This window comes from Anabaena azotica SJ-1, assembly GCF_047275885.1.
Classification (GTDB): domain Bacteria; phylum Cyanobacteriota; class Cyanobacteriia; order Cyanobacteriales; family Nostocaceae; genus Trichormus_B; species Trichormus_B azotica_A.
Genome location: NZ_CP178454.1, coordinates 5,041,450 through 5,064,680, shown reverse-complemented (window position 1 = coordinate 5,064,680; position 23,231 = coordinate 5,041,450). Strand labels below are relative to the sequence as shown.

The following is a 23,231-nucleotide window of genomic DNA, read 5'->3' as shown; positions in this document are numbered from 1 at the left end:
TAAGGAGTAAAACTATTTTGCTGTCTAGGTTTCAATTTAGATTCTGTACCTCAGTGACATAGAAAAAGAAAATTGGCACAGATTTGAGATTATTGCTAAAAGCGAATGTAATTCATAAAAGTATGAGCTTGTGCTGACAAACTATGCTTTGCATACCAATTATAAGCATTCTCCGCTACTATCTGTCCATCTGATATATTCATTTGCTGTTGATACCTGTCTCCCAACCAATAATTTTTTCCTGCTACCAAACCATCTACGTCTTGTCCTTCATACCATATACCGATAGGCAACAATTTGTGAGCGCAGTAAGCAGCAAATATTGTTGATTTTGTCAAATATGCCAACGGGTAATTAAAAAAACCGACCAAAGAAGTTGATAATATACTGCTGATTTCTGAAGCGGACTTAATTCCCAAGCAAGTCACGGGAATATTATTAATGGCGGAAATTTCCAAATCTAGAGGCGGACCGATATCGAATATTTCCTCAATTTCCAATTCCTCACAAGTCCGCTGTAATGCTAATTGCGAATCTTGATAAACACGAGAACGGGTTCCAGTACCACCAAATACTACCAAACGCCGAGAACGCTCTGATAACAGGGGGAGAGATTCTGGTTCACCCACAGTAGAAAACACTGGTAAAGTGGGAATATCAGAGTGTTTGCCTTTGCTAAAGTTACTAATAATCTCAGCATATCCTTGTTTGCTAGTAATACAGCGATCGCTCAATCTTACCAAACGCCCTGCTAAATTTCTTTGTAGAGGTGATGTCCAAAATTGACTAGTCCAAATCGCCCCAAAAGCATAAATTTCATGGAACATAGTCACTAAACGGCGGTTATTCCCCCCCTTTCGCCACCTTTCTAAACCAGCCACCAACCAAACCGGACAACCTCTCCTTGCATAACCATAACCAACATAATGCAACAGCACAATTTGGTCTGAATTCTGATCATGAGGCAATAATTCTAACAAATCAGCCTCAGACTGAATACCTACCTGTCTAACAGGAAATCCTGCTATGAAATCTTGTCCAGACCAATTTTTATCTCCAATCAAAAACTCACTAATTACACCAAAGTCTTGACACATTTGTTGAGCTAAATTTAGCCCATAGTCTCCCACTCCATCAATAGCAGGGGGTAAACGAGGTACAATAACAGTCACTTGGTCTAAATTGCTCATTTCAATGTACTTACATTCGATAAATTTGCCAAAATACAGCTAAAATTAAAAATACCAATAAAATCAAACAGTAATTCCGCTCAAATTCAGTGAACAGTAAACAGTCATCAAAAACTATAAACTTGAGCAAATAAAATGGAAGCCCTAGAACTCAAACGCGAAATCGAAACGTTGTCTAGCCGCCTGGGTAAAACCCAGGACTATCTTTGACGTACCTGCACTCAAAGCCAAAATTCACGATTTAGAACAAATATCAGCCCAGCCAGAATTTTGGGACGACCAAACCCAAGCACAACAAACACTGCAAGAACTAAACGATCTTAAATCCCACCTCGAACAATATTATCAGTGGCACACCAACTTAGATGATACCAGAGCAGTCATTGAGCTACTAGAGTTAGAAACCGACGAATCACTCTTACAAGAAGCCGAATCTACCATTATCAAGCTTAATCGTGAACTTGACCAGTGGGAATTACAACAGTTGCTTTCTGGCCCCTACGACTCTCAAGGCGCAGTTTTAACCATTAACGCAGGTGCAGGTGGTACAGATGCACAAGACTGGGCATTTATGCTGATGCGAATGTATACCCGCTGGGCTGAAGACCACGGTTACAAAGTGACATTAGCAGAAGAATCAGAAGGTGACGAAGCCGGAATTAAATCAGCCACCCTAGAAATTACAGGCCGTTATGCCTATGGCTACTTGCGTTCCGAAACTGGTACTCATCGCTTAGTCAGAATTTCCCCCTTCAACGCTAACGGTAAGCGTCAAACCAGTTTTGCTGGGGTCGAAGTAATGCCACAAATAGACAACACCGTCAAATTGGAAATTCCAGAAAAAGATTTAGAAATTACCACAACTCGTTCTGGTGGTAAAGGTGGGCAAAATGTCAACAAAGTAGAAACAGCAGTACGGATAGTTCATCTACCCACTGGACTCGCTGTGCGTTGTACAGAAGAACGTTCTCAGCTACAAAACAAAGAAAAAGCCCTGGCTCGTCTCAAAGCCAAGCTGTTGGTCATAGCCCAAGCACAACGCGCCCAAGAAATTGCTGAAATTCGTGGTGATATAGTGGAAGCTTCCTGGGGTAACCAAATTCGTAACTATGTGTTTCATCCTTACCAGATGGTTAAGGATTTGCGTACTAATACGGAAACAACCGCCATTACCGATATCATGAACGGTGAAATTGATGCTTTCATCCAAGCCTATTTACGGCAAGAAAATCAATTGGTAGACAGTAATTCTGGATAATTGGTAATAAGTAAAAACACATACATCATCAATCCAAGCAAGATACCCGATTTTTGTCAAGCAGTCGGGTATCTAATAGCGCAGCTTTGCGTAAACTATACATGATCGATTTTCACTAAAAATACCTGTTAAAGTTATAAATAGAGATTATTGTGAAAAAATTATGAGCAATTCTCCTTCAACCGAACCTAAGCCCAGCTATGTGAAACTTGCCATGCGAAACATGGTAAGGAAGGGTGGAACATCCCTCAAACATTTTGGACTAACCGCAGTAGGGCTATTAGCTATGCTCGTCGGTCTTGCTTACCTAACTCGCTAACTGAGGAGATTTTGTGCCTCCTAAAGTCGAATTATATGTAGAAAATTCTTTTCAAGAATCTACTCCACCCATAGCAGTAAACATAGAAGCTAGTCAGATTACAGTATCTGAATATACCTGGGAAAACTGGTTTGATAAATGGTTGGAAATCCTCACCCCTGATCTCCCACCTGCACTAAGTTACGAAATAGGGCTGCGTTTGACAAACGATGCTCAAATTCAGGAACTCAATGCCCAATACCGACAACAGGATAAACCCACAGATGTTTTAGCCTTTGCCTCCTTAGAGACAGATTTCCCCCAAAGCGAGGAAATGCTTGCTTCTCAACCTTTATATTTAGGTGATATTGTCGTATCTATAGATACAGCACAGCGTCAAGCTCAACAGCAAGAACATAGTTTAACCACAGAGTTAGCTTGGTTAACTGCTCATGGTTTATTGCATCTAGTCGGCTGGGATCATCCTGATGAAGAAAGTTTGATGCAAATGTTAAAACAACAAGTTATATTGCTTGATGCAGCAGGTATTTTTATTAACTTAACATAATGGGTGTGGCTCAAACTTTTGCTCTTGGTGGCAATTTTGACAATATTTTTGTCACAAATTCTTTAAAATTGCGTCAAAGTTTAATTGCCCCCTTAGAATTGATCAGCAATTTTAGATTTTTTGGTTTTACTTTCTGATCTAAAAAACATCGCCCTTACCCTAACACCCTTTAGCAGCGATACAAATCTAAAATCCAAAATCTAAAATTCCTTGACCAAGATTTCCACTTTATAATATTTGTATTGTCTAGCCTATGTCCCAGCACCTTTCACCACCACCTACACCAAACCGCTTATCAACCCTTGTGTCCAAAGAACGGGAACTTTCCTGGCAGATAGCCTCTAATTTATTTGTTAGTTTTAAGTATGCCTGGGCGGGAATCAGCTATAGCTTTCAAACTCAACGCAATTTTCGTATTCATGTAGCTGTCTGTGCTTTTGCTATTGGTTTAAGTCTGTTTTTACATCTAGAACCAGTAGAAATATCCATAATCGCTATCACTAGTGGTTTAGTTTTGACCTTGGAGTTAGTGAATACAGCCATTGAGTCCCTGGTTGATTTAACAGTTAAGCAAACTTATCATGACTTGGCCAAAGTTGCTAAAGACTGTGCTGCTGGTGCTGTGCTTGTATCTGCTTGGGTATCGTTATTAGTAGCTTCTACACTTTTAGCCCCGCCCCTAATAGCTTTAATCATGACTGCTCTTTAGAAGATGTTGATCAATCAACCCTTGCCCATATTATTTGAAATTGTGGGAAACAAACTTTGTCTATCTTTAATGTAGAGATGCTCAAATTAAAGATGGCAATTTTTAATCTGGGTAAATTGGACAAATAAAAAAATCATTGTCATAGATGGTTCTACTCTCAACCGAACACCAAAAAGGATTCCCAATCCAAAATTAATTGTTCGACAGAGGCTCACGAACATCTAAAATTTAAAATGGTATTAGGTAAAAATTGTGATTATAGTCATTGATAATTACGATAGCTTTACATATAATTTAGTGCAGTATTTGGGAGAACTAGCCGCAGATTTCCCAATGGCTGCTGAGTTGAAAGTTTTTCGTAACGATAAGATTACCGTAGATGAGATTCAGGCATTAAATCCCAATGCAGTGGTAATTTCTCCTGGGCCTGGTCGTCCAGAGGATGCAGGAATTTCTCTAGATTTAATTGCAAAACTAGGATCTAGTTTACCGATTTTGGGTGTTTGTTTAGGACATCAAAGTATTGGTCAGGTATTCGGTGGTAAAATTGTTTCTGCACCAGAATTGATGCATGGTAAAACCTCTCTGGTATCTCACAAGGGAGTTGGGGTTTTTCAAGGATTAGAAAATCCCATTACCGCCACCAGATATCATAGTTTGGTGATTGACCGCGAAACTTGCCCGGAAGTATTAGAAATTACCGCTTGGGTGGAAGATGGAACAATTATGGGAGTACAACACCGGAACTATCCCCATATTCAGGGAGTCCAGTTTCATCCAGAGAGTGTGCTTACTTCTTCGGGTAAGCATTTACTGCGGAATTTTCTAGAACAATTACAGTCGAGAGAGTGATTCATGAAACGACGAGAGTTGATGGGTTATGCTGGAGCAGGTTTGGTGACAGCATTAGTTACTAATTTAAGTTCTAACCTTCCAGTTAATGCCCAGTCCAGTAGTGTATCTGTCCAATGGTTGGGTCACACTTGCTTTCTATTCACTGGTGGTGGTGTGAAAATTCTCGTCAACCCATTTCGGACTGTTGGTTGTACAGCTGGATATCGTCGTCCTAAAGTTACAGCTGATTTGGTATTGATTAGCAGTCAACTATTGGATGAAGGTGCAGTAGAGGATTTACCAGGAAATCCCAAGCTGATTTATGAACCGGGTGTGTATGAATTTAAAGGTATTAAGTTTCAGGGAATCTCCATAGATCATGACCGCAAAGGTGGCAAACAATTCGGTAAAAATACGGCTTGGAAGTGGACTCAAGGAGGGATAAATATTGTACATTTAGGGGGAGCAGCTGCACCTATTTCCATTGAGCAAAAAATCCTCTTAGGTCGTCCTGATGTGGCATTTGTTCCTGTGGGAGGTAGTGCTAAAGCTTACAATGCTCAGGAAGCGAAACAGGCTGTGGAAGTATTAAATCCCAAGTTGGTAATTCCTACCCATTATCGCACCCAGGCGGCTGATGCAGCTAATTGTGAGATTACACCAGTGGATGATTTTATTAATTTGATGCCTGGTGTAAATGTGAAACGGAGTAATGGTGATACGGTAGCTATTAACTCGAAAATGTTATCGGAAAATACGGAAATCCAAATTTTGAGTTATAAGTTTTGAGCAAATCTATCTGTAGCATCAATTAAAGCGGTACGTATTCCTGGTTCGCTCATGGAATGTCCAGCATCAGGAACTACGATAAATTCTGCTTCTGGCCAAGCTTGATGCAATTCCCAAGCAGATACCATTGGACAAACAACATCATAACGTCCTTGCACAATTACAGCAGGAATATGGCGGATAGAGTCAACATTGGCTAATAATTGATTTTCAGTTGCAAAAAACCCACGATTAATAAAATAATGGCATTCAATCCGCGCAAAAGCTGCGGCAAATTCATCATTACCAAACTTTTGAATGAGTGTAGGATCTAATAATAGTTTACTTGTACTTGCTTCCCAAATTGACCAAGCACGCGCCGCTTCTAATTGAATTTGTAAATCTGGATTGATCAAACGTTTGTAATAAGCTGTAATCATATCCCCTCGTTCAGTGATGGGAATAGGTTTAAGATATTCGTCCCAAGCATCAGGAAAAATATAACTAGCACCTTCTTGATAAAACCAGGATAATTCTTTTTGTCTTAACATAAAAATGCCACGCAAAATTAATCCTGTGCAGTGAGAAGGATGGGTTTGACTATAAGCTAATGAGAGGGTACTCCCCCAACTTCCACCAAATACTACCCATTTTTCTATTCCTAAATGCTTTCGTAATTTTTCAATATCATTGACTAAATCCCAAGTAGTATTTTCCCGCAGTTCTGCATGAGGTTTGCTTTGACCACAACCACGTTGATCAAACATGATCAACCGCCATTTTTCGGGATGAAAATATTGTCGATAAAAGGGTGGAGATCCACCACCAGGTCCTCCGTGTAGTAAAAGAATGGGCTTTCCTTGGGGATTCCCTGATTCTTCAAAATGAATTGTGTGCAAGTCAGAAACTTGTAAATAATCTTCTCGGTACGGTGGAATGAGTGGGTATAGTTCTCGCATTGTGGGGATTTTTATCGAAATAATGCTGTTATTATTAATTCATATTGATCAGTAGCAAATCCTGAAAAATTTTGTTTACAAAAAATGTATAGGTATATTTTTATTTTTAAATATTATATATTCATCAGTTAATAATTTTTGGTTTTTTGGCAATTTGGCAGATTTTATATTTGTTGCGTTGCTATCCTAGATGCGCGAATGTCTTTGTGCGATAATTCCGACTTGCAGAATCCCTCGGTTGACAACCGGGGGTCTTTTTTGATTTTACCAAAAAAATGGGTTTGAGGTTCTCCGTCCGGAGATGGCTTTCTAATACAATAGTGCAAACAGGCAGGTCCTTGTCTGTTGGGCGAGATAGTGTAAGACGGTATGAAATTGCAACTGTTGTTTAATCCTGAATCCTGAACATCTTTCCTTGGATGTATGCAATATGACTAACAAAACCTGCTCTTCAGATAGATTGTATAAGTTTGTGATCAAGATAAATTTAGATCAAGACTAGTCCACATTCCAATGTCTTTGATTCTATCCTCCAGTGATTGACCTTCGCTGGAGGTGATTTTTTAAGAAATTGCTACAATAGAACTGGCATATTAGCTATGAAAAAGCGCCAGTAAAAGCGGATTTAAATCTGGCGCAGAAACTCTATCAGTTTTATCAGTGTTATAAACAAAGTGTAAACAACAGAAATCAGAACCAAGCTTTGTAAGCTTAGATAGACTTTTTATCTGTTATGTTATTAGTCCCACTAGGATTTTGTTGCTAGCAAAATCTAATTTTTGCTAACAGTTTTAGTGGAATATTAGTTTCTATTAAGATCATAATCCATTTATAAAATGTTAATAATTAACTTATTAGTTCTTAATAATTGGCTTCATTTTTCTAATTGTTGACGTTGAGGAGTTGCAAAATTGTCTGGAACTGATAGTTGCGAACTAAATTCTTCAATCCATAACTTAAGAGGGTTTGCGATGCGGGGATTTGCTCAATCAGTTGTAATACTTCTTCTTCATCACAACACAATGTTGCTTGATATAATTCAGCAGTCCAATTTGAGGGCATAACGGATAAATTTTCAGGGGTCAAGGTAATAGATTGTTCATTTTGAATATTGCTGCCTCTAGGTTGCTGATGCTCTTCATCAGCATAGATATAGTGCAGTTTTAGATATAGTTCCATTTTCGCAAACAATTCCTCTTGTTGAAAGGGTTTGATCACATAGTCATTACAACCAGCTTTCAGGGCAAGGGCGCGATTATTCCCGTTGGCTTGAGCGGTAAGAGCAATAATAATTGGTATTTCTCCCCCAGGAAGGGAGCGAATTTGTTCTGTTGCTTCATAACCATTTATCCCTGGCATCCGAATGTCCATCCAGATGAGGTGAGGTTGCCACTGTTGCCATTGTTGGATGGCTTCTTCGCCATTTTTTGCTTCTCGTATTTCCAACTTTAGGTGTTCCAAGATTCGCTTCAGTAATTGTCGATTTTCCAAGCGATCATCAACTATCAAAATGCGATAGGAGGGATGATTGGGTGTTAGTCCTATGACTTGTCGGTTGAGGGAGACAGAGGTAACTTCGTCTGCTGCGGCTAACTGTATGGGAATATCTAAATAAAAGATGCTGCCCTGATTGAGCTTGCTGGTGACGCTGAGATGACCATTCATTAATTGCACAAACTGATAACTGATAGAGAGTCCTAAGCCGGTGCCTTCTGTTGTTATTCCCTGTTGGGAGAAGCTACGGGAATGTTGAGATTGCACAAATGCGTCAAAAATGGTGGTGATTTCTTCTGGGGCAATACCAATGCCTGTATCTTCAACTTCAAAATGAAGGGTGAGAGGATTTTTATGATTATTTGCTGCTGCACGTAGTATCACTTGGCCTTGCTTTGTAAATTTGATGGCATTACTGAGGAGATTCATTAGCACTTGACGGAGTTTATTGACATCGGTGGTGATGTATTGAGGAAGATTTGGAGCTATTTGCAAATTAAGTTGTAAGTTTTTGCTATTGGCTCGCTGCTGGAACATCTCTGTTAGGGAGTTTAATAGCGCCATTAAGTCAAAGCTAGTTTCATCCAACACCATGCGTCCGGCTTCAATTTTGGATAGGTCTAAAATTTCGTTGATTAAGCCTAGTAGGTGATTGCTACTGCGATGAATAATTTGTAAGCTGTCTTGTTGTTCTGGTGTTAGCTGAGTGTCACGCTGTAGGATTTGAGTGAATCCAAGGATGATGTTTAGGGGTGTTCGCAGTTCATGGCTCATGTTGGCTAAGAAGATGCTTTTGGCGAGGTTAGCTGCTTCCGAGGCTTCTTTGGCTTGTTGCAGTTCTATTTCTGCTTGTTTGCGATCGCTAATGTCAACGGTGAGTCCAAAGATTTGGGAAATATTGCCTTGTGTATCTAATATGGGCAAATATTTGACAATTATTGTATAAGCTGATTGCCCTGGTAGCTGAATTGTGGCTTCTCCTGTTTGCAGACTTTTGGTGTCGATGGCTTTCTGCAACAGCGGTAAATATTGAGATGTTACTTCTGGAGGAAAAATTTCTTCGTCTCGCTTACCAATGAAGTATTCTAGGGGCAAGCCTGTGCGTTCTAAACCTCTTTCGTTGACGTAGACTAAACGGCGATCGCAATCATAGATACTAAACACATCCATAATATATTGAGCCGCAAACCGAAACCGTTCTTCACTTTGACGCAATGCTTCTTCTGCTTGTTTGCGATCGGTGATATCTAGCGCGGTGCCAAACACTTTGATCACTTTTCCCTGATCATCTAACAAAGCTTCTTTCCTAGACAACACCCAGACAATTGATCCATCTGGACGGATTAACCGATGTTCAATTTCGTAAGCATCACCCGTAGTAATTGCCTGATTCATTACCTCTTGCCAGTTTTGGTGATCTTCTGGATGAATGAGTTGCAAATATTGACTATAGGGTAATTCGAGTAAATTTGGATCTTGTCCATAGATCCGAAATAGCTCCTCTGACCAGGTTAGCTTTTGGGTAATTAGATCAAATTCCCAACTGCCAATGTGTGCTACTTGTTGCGCTCTAGCTAAACTTGTTTCACTATGACGGAGTGTTTCTTCTGTTTGCTTGAGGTTATTGATATCTAGCCGAATCCCGTCCCAAATAATCCTGCCATCATTTAAATAGCGGGGACTGGAACACAGACGTATCCAACGAATTTGTTTTTCTGGTGAACGCTCGCGGATTTGGATATCAAAGATAGACATAGTTTGTGCTGATTCTTCTTGTTGTCGCACAATCTCAGGAATATCTTCTTCCAGGATGAGGTCATAGAGTAATTTGGGGTCTGCGATGATTGCCTCTGGTGTTAATCCATGTTCTCGCTCCACACCTGCGCTGACGTAATGAAAATGATAGCTACCGTTGAGTTCACGAATCACCTGATAAAGGTAGCTGTTAGGGATGTTATCACCAATTGCTCTGATAAAAGCTTCTCTTTCTTGCAGGGCTGCTGCTGTGCGTTTGAGTTCACCAATTTCTTTGCTGATGGAAAGAATGTAGTGTTTACCATCGAGTTCGATCAATTCGCAAGAGACAAGGGATACTTTGATTTCACCAGATTTTGTGCGCCAATGAAATTCTTGATTGTGTACCACTCTTGTTTGTTGCATCTGTTGAGCGATCGCCTCGGCCTCATGAGGATAAACTAAGATATTCGTTGTTACTGCTGTCTTACCTATAAGTTCCTGATATGTATATTCAGTCAGTTGCAGAAAACTGTTGTTGACATCTATCCAGCGTCCATCCTCTATGGTAGTAATAGCAATGGGATCAGGGCTGGTACGAAAGATGGTGGCATATTTAGCTTCTGAATTCCTTAAATTTGTTTGAATATGCTCAAAAGCGTTTTGTAATTGCTGCGCCATCTGCCATAATTCATAGATCGGCAGGTTAGCTGGAATTGGCTCATTTAAATTGCCTTTAGCTATGATAGCTAGGAACTGGCTGAGTCTGAGGATGGGATCAGCAATCCTATTAGCAATGAACAAGCCGAGTGCGATCGCTAATAACACCGCTAAACTAGATATAGTTATAGTGTTTTTGGTACTAACATCAATCTCACTCATCAAGTCAGACTTAGGGATAACTGTAACAATCAACCAATTCAATCCATACTTGTTTCTGTAAGGTTGTACTTGAGAAAAATACGTTTGTTTATTTTCCCTAAATTGCCAAGTTTCCAGTTGATTAATCTGATTAAAATCAGGAAATTTTAATTTTAAGGAATTGCTCGCAGATTGAATCACAGGATTTTGACTTGGGGTTGCCAAAATTCCCCCATTTTTGCCATCGCTAGTTTTAATATCAGGTAATTTATCCACAGAACTGGCAATCAATAAACCATCCTGTTCTATTAAAAATACAAACCCAGAATTACCAATTTTTAACGTTTTTATAAAGGTATGTAACTTGCTTAAAAAAAGATTATTTTCCCTATTTTTGCTATTATTAATGTGTGTAAAAGGATATTTATTAATATAATTGTGCTTAACTGAAAGAGTAGTAGATAGATAATTGTCCAGAGACAAATAAATGCGATCGCTAACTTGTTCCATCAACTGGAGTGTAATTTTCTCCAAAGCATGGTAGCTATTATGTAAAGAAAAACTGTTAGTAAATACTACCGTAATCACAAGTAGCATAATAAAAGGCAAGCTCAAAACTGTGCGGAGAGAAATTGGCAAAAAGCGACGGTAAAACATAAAGATAATTGCAGATTAAAATCATAAAATGAAATAAACAGTAAATATTCAGCACCACTCAACAATCAGCAATAAAATCCTTTTTGTGAAAGTTTTGATTACTAAATTTTGTAATTAATTTACTGCATTAGTTCATAAATACAGTAATTAAACAGCAGAATACACACAGTAAGTATTGCGTCCCTGAGCCTTAGCCTGATAAAGTGCTTGGTCTGCTGAGGCAATCATGTCTTCTTGTAAAGCCCCAATTATAGGAATCATACTAACAATACCAATACTCAATGTTACTTGATCACTAACAGATGACCCTTGATGAGGAATAGCTAGTCTGGCTATTTGGGCTTGAATTTGTTGAGAGATATGAATTGCTCCCTCTAAATCTGTATTAGGTAGTAGAATAGCAAATTCTTCACCACCATAACGGGCTACCAAATCCGCAGGACGTTTGCAACTTTGTAACATTGCCGCTGCTACTTGACGCAAACATTCATCACCTGCTTGATGTCCATAGTAATCATTGTAAGATTTAAAAAAATCTATATCACTAAGTAACAATGCCAAAGGTAATTTTTCCCTTTGCAATCGTAGCCACTCATTAGTCAGCGATTCATCAAAACACCTGCGATTGGCAATTTGTGTTAATCCATCTAGATTAGCTAATCGTAATAACTCCTTATTTGCTTGTTTTAATGCTTCCTCTGTTTGTTTACGACCAATAAATCCACTTAATTCCAAAGCCACTGCATTTACCAACTCCACAAGTTCTGGGTTATGAGGTAAAGGCGATCGCTTAAAAAAGCACATCACGGCAAGCACATTTCCTTCTATATTAATTGGTACTGCAAACGCAGTTTTTAAACCAGCATCCTGCACCAATTCAGCCCGTAAAAAAGCATCTTGCTCCACCAGAGAAGCATCCTGAATCCATTCCGGTTGTTGAGTTTTCCAAACTCGTCCTATTAGTTGAACTCCAAATGCAAAACTGTACTGTAAACTAGCTCGATGAAACCATCTTAACGCTTGATCAAAACAATCATAGTAAGCTTGATATAATTCCAATCTTGTACCATCCGCACTAGTCATCCAAGCCTCACCATATTCCCAATCAATCATCCGACAAACTTCACTCAAAACAACCTCTAGAGCATGATGTAAATTGGGAGCTTGACTAACTAAATTAATCGTTGTTAGTAACAACTTTAGTTTGGACTCAACTTGCTTACGTTCCTCAATTTCCCTCTTTAAATCTTGATTATGTTGATAAAGTTCCTGGCGTTGTTTAACAATAGTTAGTTGATGCTGAACTCTAATTAATACATCCTCTGCTTGAAAAGGCTTAGTAATATAGTCAACACCTCCTACTTTAAATCCCTTCACTTTATCAGCAGCAGAATCCAAAGCACTTAAAAAAATAACAGGAATATCACGAGTTTTATCGCTTTGTTTTAAAATTGAGCAAACTGTGTAACCATCAATATTTGGCATTTTAATATCCAACAAAATTAGATCAGGTGCTTCAGCTTTAACGGTTTCTAAAGCAACTTCTCCACTAATTGCTTTTCTAACTTTATACCTTTCTTTGGTAAGAATTGTAGATAGTGTACGCAAGTTGTCTGGATGATCATCAACCACCAGTAAATTAGCTCTGTACTCTGATACATTTTTCACTAATAAAGTTGAAGTTAAATTATTGTGACTGTAATCGGCTTTATCCAGAATTTTGTAAAACATTTCTTCAGTAGGCTGTAGATGTTTAATAGTTATTACTGTTTTAGTCCAGTTCCACTGGTACAGTATCTAACCTTAGTATTAGATCAATAGCCCCTGAGAAAAGGTGATTAACTTGATATCAAATTGCTAATAAGATCACCATTATTTGTTATGGCAGTTGCATGATAAATAGCTTATTACATAAGCTAAATTATACCCAAACTTTCCACTTCCTTTTGTTGTGAATAATGGTAAAAAATAAAAATACCATGCTTTGTGATGAAAGACATGGTATTTAAATCAAAAATATGACTTAACTATTGAGTTTAGGATTAAAAAACTTGATTCTATTTCAGCGCAGCCCTTAATTGTCTCAGCACTCTACCAGCTTCCAGAAAGTTTTCGTCTTTTGATAGCTGTTTGAGAGTTTCTGGACGACTTTCTCGGACAATCTGGTTATAAGTATTGATGGCAGCATTTAACCGATTGATATCCACATTAGCCGTTTTAATCTCAACATTCTGCACAGGATCTACTTGGGAAATTACAGAATAAGCCTTTAAACCTTTAAGACTTGCTACTAAATTACCTGTTGTAACTTGAGCATTAGGAAGACCAGAATTTGTTGCTATTCGCGAGAAACAAAGACCATATAGAGTCTTTACCAGCTGCTGTACAATATCTGAGGAAACGCCTAAATTTACAAAATTAGTTCTGATTTGAGTCGCTGCATCATCAGCACCATTTTGACCCAAAATGAGGATGATAATAAGATTAGTTTTACCACTGCTATTAATAATCTCAGTTGCCGATTTATTGACTCTATCCTGAATTATTTCCGGAATCTTGAGAGTCCCATCAGGACCAGCACCACGCCGTGGTCCAAAACTATCACCAGAAATACCAGATGAATCTGAAGATGTTCCTTGAACAACAGCCTGTCCAGCATTAGCTCGCTGTAATGAAACCACCAGAGAACTCAATAACATTAACGCCAGACCAAGACTTAAGGTTAATTTTTGCTTACTCATGCTTTTGCCTTAAATTTCTGCAGTGAAAGAACATAGATTTTAGAACTGGAAACTATACCCTGCACTCAGAGTAAAACCCACACCATTATTCAAATTGTCAGTTACATCAGTGAAAATGGTGTTAATGACTAGAGGAGTTCTCTTCAAAGGAACAAAAGAAGCACCCATATTAAGACTGCTTCCAGTCCAGCTAGTGACCAAAGATGCTTCAGGTGCTAATCTTAATCCGACACTACCAAAAAGATTGACAGCATTCTCTCCAGCTTGACGCGCACCTTTAGAAGCAAAGCTACCACTACCAAGACCAACAGAAACAGTCACTGGATTAAATGATTTGGTAAGTACCCCATAGAGGGTTTCTTTAGCTTGGTTAGCTTCTCCCCATTTAATCGGATTAGACCAACCCACTGCAAAAGCTGTACCATCGTCGAAGTATCTATGTAGTTTCAGCCCCACAGTTCCACTATCACCAAAATCACCAAAATTTTCTTTTTGTCCACCAACGCTAATGATATTAACTGCAACTTCTAGACCCGCAGATTTAACCGCGTCTCCTAAACCAAAACCAACAGTCAGAGAACCATCAACATTTCCTTCATCGAGAGGGAAAAATGCTCCACCCCCAATGAAAGCTTGACCCCAACTTGCACCATAAGCAGTTGGTGTACCAGCACTAGAAGCAGGCGCACCAGTCGCTGCTGGTCTACCTAATGGCACAATAGGTTCAATTAAAAGCTCTTGGCGCAATTTATTCGCTTCACCAAAACTATCACCCACAGTTCCTGAAGAGTCACTTTGAGCAATTAGCTGGCGATGTTTCTCTTGAATAATTGCTTCACTTTTTTGAAAAATTACTAGATTGTTTTCTATTTGCGTTTCTGACACTACTTTTTCTGTATCAGGCAAAGAAGATACTTTAGCCGTTAGGCTATAACTCAATTCATTACTTTGATACTCAGTATCCAATCTTTCATTAGCAGATGCGGTTTGCTGGAAAGCAGCTGTAGCCACAAAAAGAAAACTTAGGAGGGTTGCTCCTGTAAACCTCACCCAATTAGGGCTTATAGTATTTGAAAATTTTATATTTATCAAAATCTGCTCTCCTCACAAATAATGATATTAATATAGTAAAAATTACAAAATTTATACCGAGATTTCACGTACAAACACTAAAATCATCCCTTAGATAGATTTATCGAATTTCGTAACTAAATAAATGTAAGATTAGGGGTTTATGCCTTATATGTAGCTCTGTGATTTGTATTTATGTATCCTTTACGGAAGACAAAGTCAAATAAGCAACAAGAAAAAAACACATCTCCACCAGATGTGTACGCAATTTCGTAAGCGCAACGCGTCGGCTACGCCAACAAAAATTAGATAGAAGTCTTATATTTTTGGGGAATGTATAATATAATTCGGTATTTTAGGGTACTTATGTTAACTAACTAAGCAGAATAAATACTATTGTATGTATAATTTTGTAAAAACTGCGAAATAAGCATTTTTTGAGCTATTTGTTAATATAACATTTCCTTGCATAAGTAGATTTTTTAACACTGACTTAGTTAATTGTTATTCAGAAAATCAAACACAGGTATGATCAATAAATTTTTTCTCCACAAAAATTGGATTCTTATTCATCAAAAATTAACACCTTATTTATTTCTATTACCTGCTTTAATCATTCTCAGCTTAACAGTTTTTTGGCCTGCATTACAAGCATTTTACCTCAGCTTTACCAGCTATCAAGATATTGGAGAACCTGCTAAATTAATAGGATTTGATAACTTTTTACGGTTGTGGAAAGATGCTGTTTTTTGGAAAACCCTAGAAAACACAATTCTCTATCTTATAGGAGTTGTACCCATTTTAGTAATTGCTCCTCTAATTTTGGCAATTTTGGTAAATCAAAAACTACAGGGTATGAATTGGTTTAGAACCGCATATTACACTCCTGTAGTGATTTCAATGATAGTAGCAGGAATCGCTTGGAAATGGTTGTATGCAGAGAACGGTCTACTAAATCAATTTCTTAAAACTTTAGGAATATTTCCTGAAGGAATTCCTTGGTTAACCAGTCCTGAAAAAATCTTAGGAATTGTCCCCATTTCACTTGCCAGTGTCATGGCTGTAACTATTTGGAAGGGTTTAGGATATTACATGGTAATTTATTTAGCAGGGTTGCAATCTATTCCTGCTGATATTTATGAAGCGGCAGCAATTGATGGCTCAGATGGTATTCGTAAACATTTAGATATTACCATACCTTTAATGCAGCCTTATTTAGCTTTGGTAGCTGTAATTTCTGCTATTTCTGCTACTAAAGTTTTTGAAGAAGTTTATATTATGACTGGAGGAGGTCCACTCAATAGTTCTAAAACTATTGTTTACTATTTGTATGAGCAAGCATTTATTAATTTAGAATTTAGCTATGCTTGTACAATTGGTTTGGTGTTATTTTTAATAATCTTAGGATTGTCAGTTTTGCGATTAGTTATAAATCAGCAAAGTGATAATAATCTGAGTTAGGAAGTGATGAAATAGCTTTAATTAAAGGACAGGGTAATTACTGTGCAGTATTAACAGATTTAGATAAATCTCATCATGACTGGCAATTTTACTAGCTATAAACCATGAGTGGTAGGGTAATTTCCAATCCCCCGGTTCTCTTTGCCCCTTAAAAGAGCCTCGTTGGTAAGCATAAATTTGTGGTAAGGGTACAAAAAAGGTTACAGAATTTAATGCCAAAGAATATCCATTTTAGGGTGGGGAGCGTCAAGAAAACTTTCTATTAACTCTTATGAGTAGAATTTTCCATATATCTTTAGAGAGATATTTGATATTTTTCGCTGATAAAGAGCTAAAAAAAAGCTCTTGTTATTAGAAAACTCAAGATATCAAGACTTTAGTCGTTGTAACTCCCATTCTTTAGGTATAACATGAGAATATGTTTATCACAAGCTTTTACTAGCGCCTTTAGCGCCAGTTTTTTTTATGGACATTCAATTAATCAACATCGGTTTTGGCAACATCGTATCCGCCAATCGAGTAGTTGCCATTGTCAGTCCAGAATCTGCCCCAATTAAGCGCATTATTACTGATGCTAGGGACAGAGGGCAACTGATTGATGCAACTTATGGTCGTCGGACTAGGGCTGTAATTATAACTGATTCAAGCCATGTAGTTTTATCAGCGATTCAGCCGGAAACGGTAGCAAATCGCTTTGTTATTTCCCGCGATCATCAGACGGCAGATAATTAATTAGATGTGGGTCTCTAAACCCTTCTATTTGTTATGTATCGGCCGTAGGATATGAAATAGACAAGTTTTCTGTCACTAGTGCTACAAATTTCTAATTTCTGAGTGATTGGTTGTGCTGGCAACTAATGCAAGATTGATGGATAGTGTCTACTGATTAATTCACAAGTTGAACGGATAATGCAAGTTTTACCCATATCTAGTGGTGCTACTACCCAAGAAAGCCCGTCTTTGGGCAAGTTGATTGTTTTGACTGGCCCTAGTGGAGTCGGCAAAGGAACTTTGATGCAAAAGCTCCTTCAACGTCATCCAGAACTGTATTATTCAGTATCTGTAACGACTCGTTCTCCTCGGACAGGAGAAGTAAACGGCAAAAACTATTACTTTATCAGCCGCAGCAAGTTTGAACAATTAGTTGCTCAAGGGGAATTCTTGGAATGGGCGGAATTTGCTGGTAACTATTACGGTACACCCCGTGCAGCAGTGATTGACCACATTCAGTCTGGTAAGTTGGTGGTTCTGGAAATTGAACTGGAAGGGGCAAGACAAATTCGTGCGTCCTTTCCTAGCGCCCTCAGTATTTTTATACTACCGCCGTCATTTTCGGAATTGGAAAAACGGATACGTGGACGGGGGCAAGATTCTGATGAAGCGATCGCTCGCCGTCTACACCGCGCTCAAGAGGAAATAAAGGCCGCAGATGAATTTGATATTCAAATCGTGAATGACGATTTTGAGGCTGCTTTAAATGAAATTGAAACAGTCCTATTTGGATAATTAGCAGTTGAATTTGGTAATAGGTAATAGGTAATTGCAGCCACTGACAATTACCAATGACCAATTACCCATTACCACACATTAAATTAACCGATTAAACCTTGGAAAATGGCCAAGTTGCCAGTCAAAAAGTAAGCAACTACAGCACCACCAATACCACCGATCAAGAAAGCACTAGCGAAGTTATTCCAGCTTTCTTTGGAATTAAAAGCATCTACTGGAGGCTTAGATACAGTTACACTGGGAAGTGCTGAAGCAGGATTGCTATTGGAATACAGGGATAGACAGGCTGTAAGAATTACAACCAAGCCAATGCTACCCAACAAACCAGCTAAGTTAGCATTGGGAGCATCGCGCAGCGGACCTAATTTAGCAAAAGGTCCAAACAGTAAGTAACCGTGAGCCATACCTACTTCTAACCCACGTCTGAAGGGAGTTAGACCAGGGCGATAAGCAGGCAAGTTGCCAATAAACCATTTAACCAAGGGAGAAGAATTAACTGGGGTTTCTAGATTCCCATCTTGTGGATCACGTCCAGCAGGTCTTACTGTCTCCCGATTTCTAGGATCACTGGGGAGATTCTTGGATCTATCTACTGCTTGAGCCATATTTTATCTTGCCTCTAAATTCAAAATGTTGGCATTTATCTCAGTTGTCAGTAAACAGTTATCAGTTATCGGATTGTTTACTGTTGACTGTTTACTGATGTAAATCCCGTTTTTACCCTATGGTAGAGGGTGGAAAAGTAAGTCAGGGAAAAAGCGGTTAAATTCGATCAAAATGCCTGCTGTGATTGTCAGCCAGATAGTAGCTGCCACAGGTGCTGTGGAAATAAACTTGATCAAATAGGATGATTGATCGCTTTTGTCAGCCATGAATTTAGTCTCCAAGAACAAGTGAATGAGAGCAGATGAATTAGCGTGGCGAAATGGGAATTTCTGAATCCTTAGCTGTTAATTCACCAGAGAGAAATTCTTTGATTGCTGCTGCTGGCCAAGCAAATCCAGTGCTGATAATGGGTAGTGCTAGACCCAAATCAATTTGGATTTCTTTTTGCTCAGTATCCGATTCCTTTTTGATCGCTTGTAGGTAAGCACGACCAACCCAACCAATCCAACCAGCAATGTAAAGGAAGAGAATGCTGGGGATTAAGAAATCACCAGCGCGGTCAAGACGACCATCAACAATCAAGTGAGGATACCCTTCAGGACCACAGAGTGCCTGAGAATAACGTTCAAACCGCTTTTTACCGGATTCTGGGTCAGCAGTGGTATTGCGGGCATTTTCGGCTAGTGCTTGAAATGCGGGAGAGTCTTTACAAGGTACAAGGTTAGCTCCCAGAGCTTGTGCTTGAGGAGCAAAATTGAACCAAAGACCAATCGCTAAAATCAAAGCAAACAATCGTCGCATGGAGTTGTTTCCTTTTATTACAAAACAAGAAGTTCTTTGTACAAAACGAAGCGGCTTGTACAGTGTTTAATTTGGATAACTAGCAAGTCATCATACTCTTGGCTGGGAATCGAGTAAAGTTTAAGTAAATAAAAGTTAAAGCTTCTCAACCAAAAGTAAGGTTTGGAGGTGGGGAGGTGGGGAGATGGGGGGCAGGGGAGCAGGGGAGCAGGGGAGCAGGGGAGGATGGGAGCAGGGGAGCAGGGGAGGATGGGGGAGATGGGGGAAATATTTTCTTCTTATCCTCCTGCCTCCTGGCTCCTGCCTTCTGCCTCGTGCCTTCTGCCTCGTGCCTCCTGACTCCTGACTCCTGCCTCCTGAACTCCTGAACTCCTGAACTCCTGAACTCCTATTTCCTATGACAACCGTTTTAGCTATCGAAACCAGTTGTGATGAAACTGCTGTGGCAATTGTGAACAATCGTCAAGTGTGTAGCAGTATCATAGCCTCGCAAATTTCTGTCCATCAGCAATATGGGGGGGTAGTCCCGGAGGTAGCATCACGCCAACACTTAGAAACTCTTAATCAACAGATAGCGCAAGCTATGGATGAAAGCTCTATGGGTTGGGAACAAATTGATGCGATCGCCGCCACTTGTGCGCCAGGATTGGTAGGAGCGTTGTTAGTAGGTTTGACATCTGCCAAAACTCTAGCGATGGTACATAAGAAGCCTTTTTTGGGAGTTCATCACCTGGAAGGACATATTTACGCGACTTACTTGACGCAGCCTACTTTAGATCCCCCATTTCTTAGCTTACTCGTTTCAGGTGGACATACAAGCTTGATTTATGTAAAAAATTGTGGTAATTACGAAACTTTAGGAGAAACCCGTGATGATGCGGCTGGAGAAGCTTATGATAAGGTAGCACGGTTATTAAAGCTTGGTTATCCGGGTGGACCAATCATTGACAAATTAGCACAAACAGGCGATCCCCAAGCCTTTGCGCTCCCAGAAGGAAAAATTTCTCTTCCAGGTGGTGGTTATCATCCATATCATGCTAGTTTTAGCGGCTTAAAGACTGCGGTGTTACGGTTAGTGCAGCAATTAGAGAAAGATGGTAAAGAACTGCCAATAGCTGATATTGCAGCCAGTTTTCAGGAAACCATAGCTAAAGCTTTAACCAAAAGAGCGATCGCCTGCGCCCGCGATTATAATCTAGATGCGATCGCCGTAGGTGGTGGCGTAGCAGCCAACAGTGGACTAAGAAAGCACCTACAAGCAGCCGCTGAAGTGCATAACATCAGAGTCCTCTTCCCCCCCTTAAAATATTGTACAGACAACGCCGCTATGATAGGCTGTGCAGCCGCTGATCATCTAGCCCATGGACATACATCACCTCTAACCTTGGGCGTTAACTCTCGGCTATCCCTAACTCAAGTTATGCAATTGTATGAGAGGTAGGAGGTAGAAGAGGCAGGAGTCAGGAGGCAGGAGTCAGGAGAAAGAATTAATCTTTAACCTGCTCCTCTGCTCCTCTGCTCCCCTGCTCCCCTATTCCCTATAACTAATGACCGAATGTGATCAGCAACTGCATCTGGCTGTTCCAACATAGCCAGGTGTCCACAATTAGGAATTTCAATAAAATTATCGCCAACATACTGAAAAAGCTGATGAAAACTAGCTAAATGGCGTACAAACTTAGGTTCCATCACCTTATCATCAGCACCAGCTAAAAAATAAACTGGCTGCTTAATCTGTGAAACCAACTGGGGTAAGCGGTTCACTTCTTCCTCAGTGGTAGAGTCCAAAAGAGTTCCTAGTGCTGCTTCTGGATCAGCAAGTATAAAATCAATTACTCGTTGACGCGCCCAATAACGATCTAAAGGAATTGAAACACTCGCTCTAGTAAAAAGCAAATCAATCAAAGGAAATTGAGACAACCAACGTGGGCGAACTTGTAAAAATTTCTGACCTGCCGAGCGAAACTGCTCAAAAGCTTCTTTGAGATAAATCCCACCACCAGCATTAATACAAATGATTCCCTTAACACAATCAGGTAATTGAGCAGCAGTTGTGATAGCAATAGTACCCCCCAAAGAATGACCAATTAGCCAAACACTTGAAAGATTGAGATGTTGCAGCAGGATGATTAAATCCTGAGAGTAAGCAGAGGGAGAATACGGAGATTCCAGAGGATAGCTGACCACATCATCATCTGTAGTAGCAGTTAAGCTGGAAACAGTTTCTGCTCCATTAAAATCCAATTTTGAATCAGACTGAGATTGACCAAAACCTCGCAAATCATAAGACAAGCACTGCAAATCAGCTGAAAGGCGAGAAATCACGGGTTGCCAGTATACACGGCTATTGAGCCAGCCGTGGATAAAGACTAAAGCATGGGGGCAAGACGTGGGAGCCGTCAACTCGTATGCGTGTGGAACGCCTAAGATTTCTATTGTTGCCATACGTATATCGTACCGCTTGGCAGGAGGCAAAAGGCAGAAGGCAGAAGCCCAGAGATAATACATTATTCTAACCGCCTGATCTCACTTCAAGCCCCTCTGCTGCCCACATCCTTCATTGACCGAGTAACCTCTGCCGCACTCCTTCAGCAATTTTGTGACCCAGATATTCAGGTATCAAGCTTTCATTGGGTCCTAACAAGTAGAGTATGAGTCGTGTACGTCCCCGCCAAACCAACAAATTGGCATTGACCACCAGCAGGTCTTCCTGCCAGATGCCGTACATAACTTTATAAAATAATCCCGGTTGATTATCAGCTTCAATAACTAAGGCTGGAAGATGAAAAACTGGATCAACGTAGAACTCGGTTTGTACTTGTTCTAAACCAGCATTCAGGTTAAATTCTACTGCTAACATCTCTTCTACCTCAAACCGACTGCCCAAGGCTTCACGAATAGCGCGACAAACATTTTCGGCGGTTTTTTCGGTAAGAGCTTTGCTGCCACGGGATACTAGAAGTTTAATAAAAACTAACATTGGTGGTCGAATCTGACCATAAAGACTCAAACCGTGAATAGTTAAACCATAAGCTGCCAGTACACCAAAGATATCGCTGAGGAGAAAAGACTGATTACGGTATGCAAAATGCAATGCGCTTTTAGTCCCCTCCGACTTCATTTCTATAACAGCCCGCCTAGTTTTATATAAGCGGTATGCCAGTCGTAAATTCTGAAGTTGTATCTCGCTGCTAACAAATTGCTCATAAAATTGTGGAAACGCTCTATTAAAGCGTTTTAGGAGTTCCAGTGTCGAAGATTTTAAACCAGAAGTCATCGTTGGAGGTAAGACTTGCTTGCTTTGTTAAAACTAAAGCTAAAAACTGTGTTATTTACTACTTTGCTCTTACTATGGCAACAGTTAGCAGTAAAACTAGCTTTGTATTTGCTTTTGTAACTAAATTTTGTAATTCATTTACGTGCAGGACTCTGTATCTTTCCATTTTGGCAGCTTTTTCATAGGATTTGCCCAATAGTGAGAATAGTAGTAGAAGTTTGATATCATACCAGCTACCGATGGCAATTCTACAGAATTTGTTGTTGTTGCCTATTTAGGTGATTTTGTTGTTGCCTATTTAGGTGATTTCCAGACTAAAAATTACCACACAACATCATTCTGTCGTCGGGTAGAATGGCTGTTCACCCTCTTAAATCGGTAAAATCATGTTGAGAAATCACCTGAAGATGCAGGATTATGATCTGGTCGCCGATT

The 23,231-nt window shown here is 39.6% G+C and carries 21 protein-coding genes; 10 read left to right on the top strand and 11 right to left on the bottom strand.

The genetic code is table 11. The features are described from left to right. Positions 1 to 95: 95 nt before the first annotated feature. Positions 96 to 1,190, bottom strand: a complete 1,095-nt coding sequence (locus ACLLO5_RS21935; protein WP_413172610.1) for a glycosyltransferase family 1 protein — start codon at positions 1,188 to 1,190, stop codon at positions 96 to 98. 135 nt (positions 1,191 to 1,325) lie between these two features. On the opposite strand from ACLLO5_RS21935, the gene prfB reads away from it, so the two are divergent. From prfB to ACLLO5_RS21905, 6 genes are all read left to right on the top strand, one after another. Beyond that, a protein-coding gene (prfB, locus tag ACLLO5_RS21930; protein ID WP_413172609.1) for a peptide chain release factor 2 occupies positions 1,326 to 2,448 on the top strand; the annotation gives its coding sequence in 2 pieces (ribosomal slippage) (positions 1,326 to 1,397 and positions 1,399 to 2,448; 1,122 coding nt in all). Between the two features lie 163 nt (positions 2,449 to 2,611). Further along, positions 2,612 to 2,767 carry a DUF3285 domain-containing protein gene (locus ACLLO5_RS21925; protein WP_013193124.1) on the top strand — a complete coding sequence of 52 codons (156 nt, stop codon included), beginning with the start codon at positions 2,612 to 2,614 and terminating at the stop codon, positions 2,765 to 2,767. 13 nt (positions 2,768 to 2,780) lie between these two features. Beyond that, on the top strand, positions 2,781 to 3,314 hold the full coding sequence (ybeY, locus tag ACLLO5_RS21920; RefSeq protein WP_413172608.1) for an rRNA maturation RNase YbeY: 534 nt from the start codon (positions 2,781 to 2,783) through the stop codon (positions 3,312 to 3,314). A gap of 253 nt (positions 3,315 to 3,567) precedes the next feature. Next, the gene (locus tag ACLLO5_RS21915) at positions 3,568 to 4,023 is read left to right on the top strand and encodes a diacylglycerol kinase family protein (protein ID WP_413172607.1); all 456 of its coding nucleotides are present in this window, start codon (positions 3,568 to 3,570) and stop codon (positions 4,021 to 4,023) included. Between the two features lie 252 nt (positions 4,024 to 4,275). Then, positions 4,276 to 4,875: an anthranilate synthase component II gene (locus ACLLO5_RS21910; protein ID WP_413172606.1), complete on the top strand. Its 600-nt coding sequence runs from the start codon at positions 4,276 to 4,278 to the stop codon at positions 4,873 to 4,875. Positions 4,876 to 4,878: 3 nt separating this feature from the next. Continuing rightward, positions 4,879 to 5,646 carry an MBL fold metallo-hydrolase gene (locus ACLLO5_RS21905; RefSeq protein WP_413172605.1) on the top strand — a complete coding sequence of 256 codons (768 nt, stop codon included), beginning with the start codon at positions 4,879 to 4,881 and terminating at the stop codon, positions 5,644 to 5,646. Here the strand turns inward: ACLLO5_RS21905 and pip are convergent. The 5 genes from pip to ACLLO5_RS21880 form a co-directional block, all read right to left on the bottom strand. Then, on the bottom strand, positions 5,634 to 6,584 hold the full coding sequence (gene pip / locus ACLLO5_RS21900) for a prolyl aminopeptidase (protein ID WP_413172604.1): 951 nt from the start codon (positions 6,582 to 6,584) through the stop codon (positions 5,634 to 5,636). The two genes, ACLLO5_RS21905 and pip, sit on opposite strands and share 13 nt — an antisense overlap. A gap of 882 nt (positions 6,585 to 7,466) precedes the next feature. Then, on the bottom strand, positions 7,467 to 11,330 hold the full coding sequence (locus ACLLO5_RS21895) for a PAS domain S-box protein (protein WP_413172602.1): 3,864 nt from the start codon (positions 11,328 to 11,330) through the stop codon (positions 7,467 to 7,469). A 147-nt stretch (positions 11,331 to 11,477) separates the two neighbouring features. Next, on the bottom strand, positions 11,478 to 13,061 hold the full coding sequence (locus ACLLO5_RS21890; protein WP_413172601.1) for a diguanylate cyclase domain-containing protein: 1,584 nt from the start codon (positions 13,059 to 13,061) through the stop codon (positions 11,478 to 11,480). Between the two features lie 326 nt (positions 13,062 to 13,387). After that, on the bottom strand, positions 13,388 to 14,071 hold the full coding sequence (locus ACLLO5_RS21885) for a hypothetical protein (protein WP_413172600.1): 684 nt from the start codon (positions 14,069 to 14,071) through the stop codon (positions 13,388 to 13,390). A gap of 39 nt (positions 14,072 to 14,110) precedes the next feature. Continuing rightward, positions 14,111 to 15,082 carry a hypothetical protein gene (locus ACLLO5_RS21880; protein ID WP_413172599.1) on the bottom strand — a complete coding sequence of 324 codons (972 nt, stop codon included), beginning with the start codon at positions 15,080 to 15,082 and terminating at the stop codon, positions 14,111 to 14,113. Positions 15,083 to 15,670: 588 nt separating this feature from the next. On the opposite strand from ACLLO5_RS21880, the gene ACLLO5_RS21875 reads away from it, so the two are divergent. The 3 genes from ACLLO5_RS21875 (at position 15,671) to gmk (ending at position 18,109) form a co-directional block, all read left to right on the top strand. After that, positions 15,671 to 16,603, top strand: a complete 933-nt coding sequence (locus ACLLO5_RS21875; protein WP_413172598.1) for a carbohydrate ABC transporter permease — start codon at positions 15,671 to 15,673, stop codon at positions 16,601 to 16,603. A 465-nt stretch (positions 16,604 to 17,068) separates the two neighbouring features. Continuing rightward, complete coding sequence (gene remA, locus ACLLO5_RS21870) at positions 17,069 to 17,335, top strand: extracellular matrix/biofilm regulator RemA (RefSeq protein WP_347610269.1); 267 nt, start codon at positions 17,069 to 17,071, stop codon at positions 17,333 to 17,335. 174 nt (positions 17,336 to 17,509) lie between these two features. Then, positions 17,510 to 18,109, top strand: coding sequence for a guanylate kinase (gmk, locus tag ACLLO5_RS21865; protein WP_413176158.1), 600 nt, complete (start codon positions 17,510 to 17,512; stop codon positions 18,107 to 18,109). A gap of 86 nt (positions 18,110 to 18,195) precedes the next feature. On the opposite strand, the gene ACLLO5_RS21860 is transcribed toward gmk, so the two are convergent. From ACLLO5_RS21860 to ACLLO5_RS21850, 3 genes are all read right to left on the bottom strand, one after another. Beyond that, positions 18,196 to 18,717, bottom strand: a complete 522-nt coding sequence (locus tag ACLLO5_RS21860; RefSeq protein ID WP_413172597.1) for a photosystem I reaction center protein subunit XI — start codon at positions 18,715 to 18,717, stop codon at positions 18,196 to 18,198. Positions 18,718 to 18,834: 117 nt separating this feature from the next. Next, a complete protein-coding gene (gene psaJ, locus ACLLO5_RS21855; RefSeq protein ID WP_006276004.1) occupies positions 18,835 to 18,984 on the bottom strand; it encodes a photosystem I reaction center subunit IX in 150 nt (49 codons plus the stop codon). Between the two features lie 40 nt (positions 18,985 to 19,024). Further along, a complete protein-coding gene (locus ACLLO5_RS21850) occupies positions 19,025 to 19,519 on the bottom strand; it encodes a Photosystem I reaction center subunit III (protein WP_413172596.1) in 495 nt (164 codons plus the stop codon). Between the two features lie 397 nt (positions 19,520 to 19,916). Here ACLLO5_RS21850 and tsaD point away from each other — a divergent pair, with 397 nt between their 5' ends. Then, the gene (tsaD, locus tag ACLLO5_RS21845; protein WP_413172595.1) at positions 19,917 to 20,960 is read left to right on the top strand and encodes a tRNA (adenosine(37)-N6)-threonylcarbamoyltransferase complex transferase subunit TsaD; all 1,044 of its coding nucleotides are present in this window, start codon (positions 19,917 to 19,919) and stop codon (positions 20,958 to 20,960) included. Positions 20,961 to 21,013: 53 nt separating this feature from the next. On the opposite strand, the gene ACLLO5_RS21840 is transcribed toward tsaD, so the two are convergent. Together ACLLO5_RS21840 and ACLLO5_RS21835 are read right to left on the bottom strand one after the other, a co-directional pair. Beyond that, positions 21,014 to 21,964 (bottom strand): alpha/beta fold hydrolase, encoded by a 951-nt coding sequence (locus ACLLO5_RS21840; RefSeq protein ID WP_413172594.1) that lies wholly within the window; start codon positions 21,962 to 21,964, stop codon positions 21,014 to 21,016. A gap of 112 nt (positions 21,965 to 22,076) precedes the next feature. Then, a complete protein-coding gene (locus tag ACLLO5_RS21835) occupies positions 22,077 to 22,796 on the bottom strand; it encodes a hypothetical protein (RefSeq protein WP_413172593.1) in 720 nt (239 codons plus the stop codon). Positions 22,797 to 23,231: the final 435 nt, after the last annotated feature.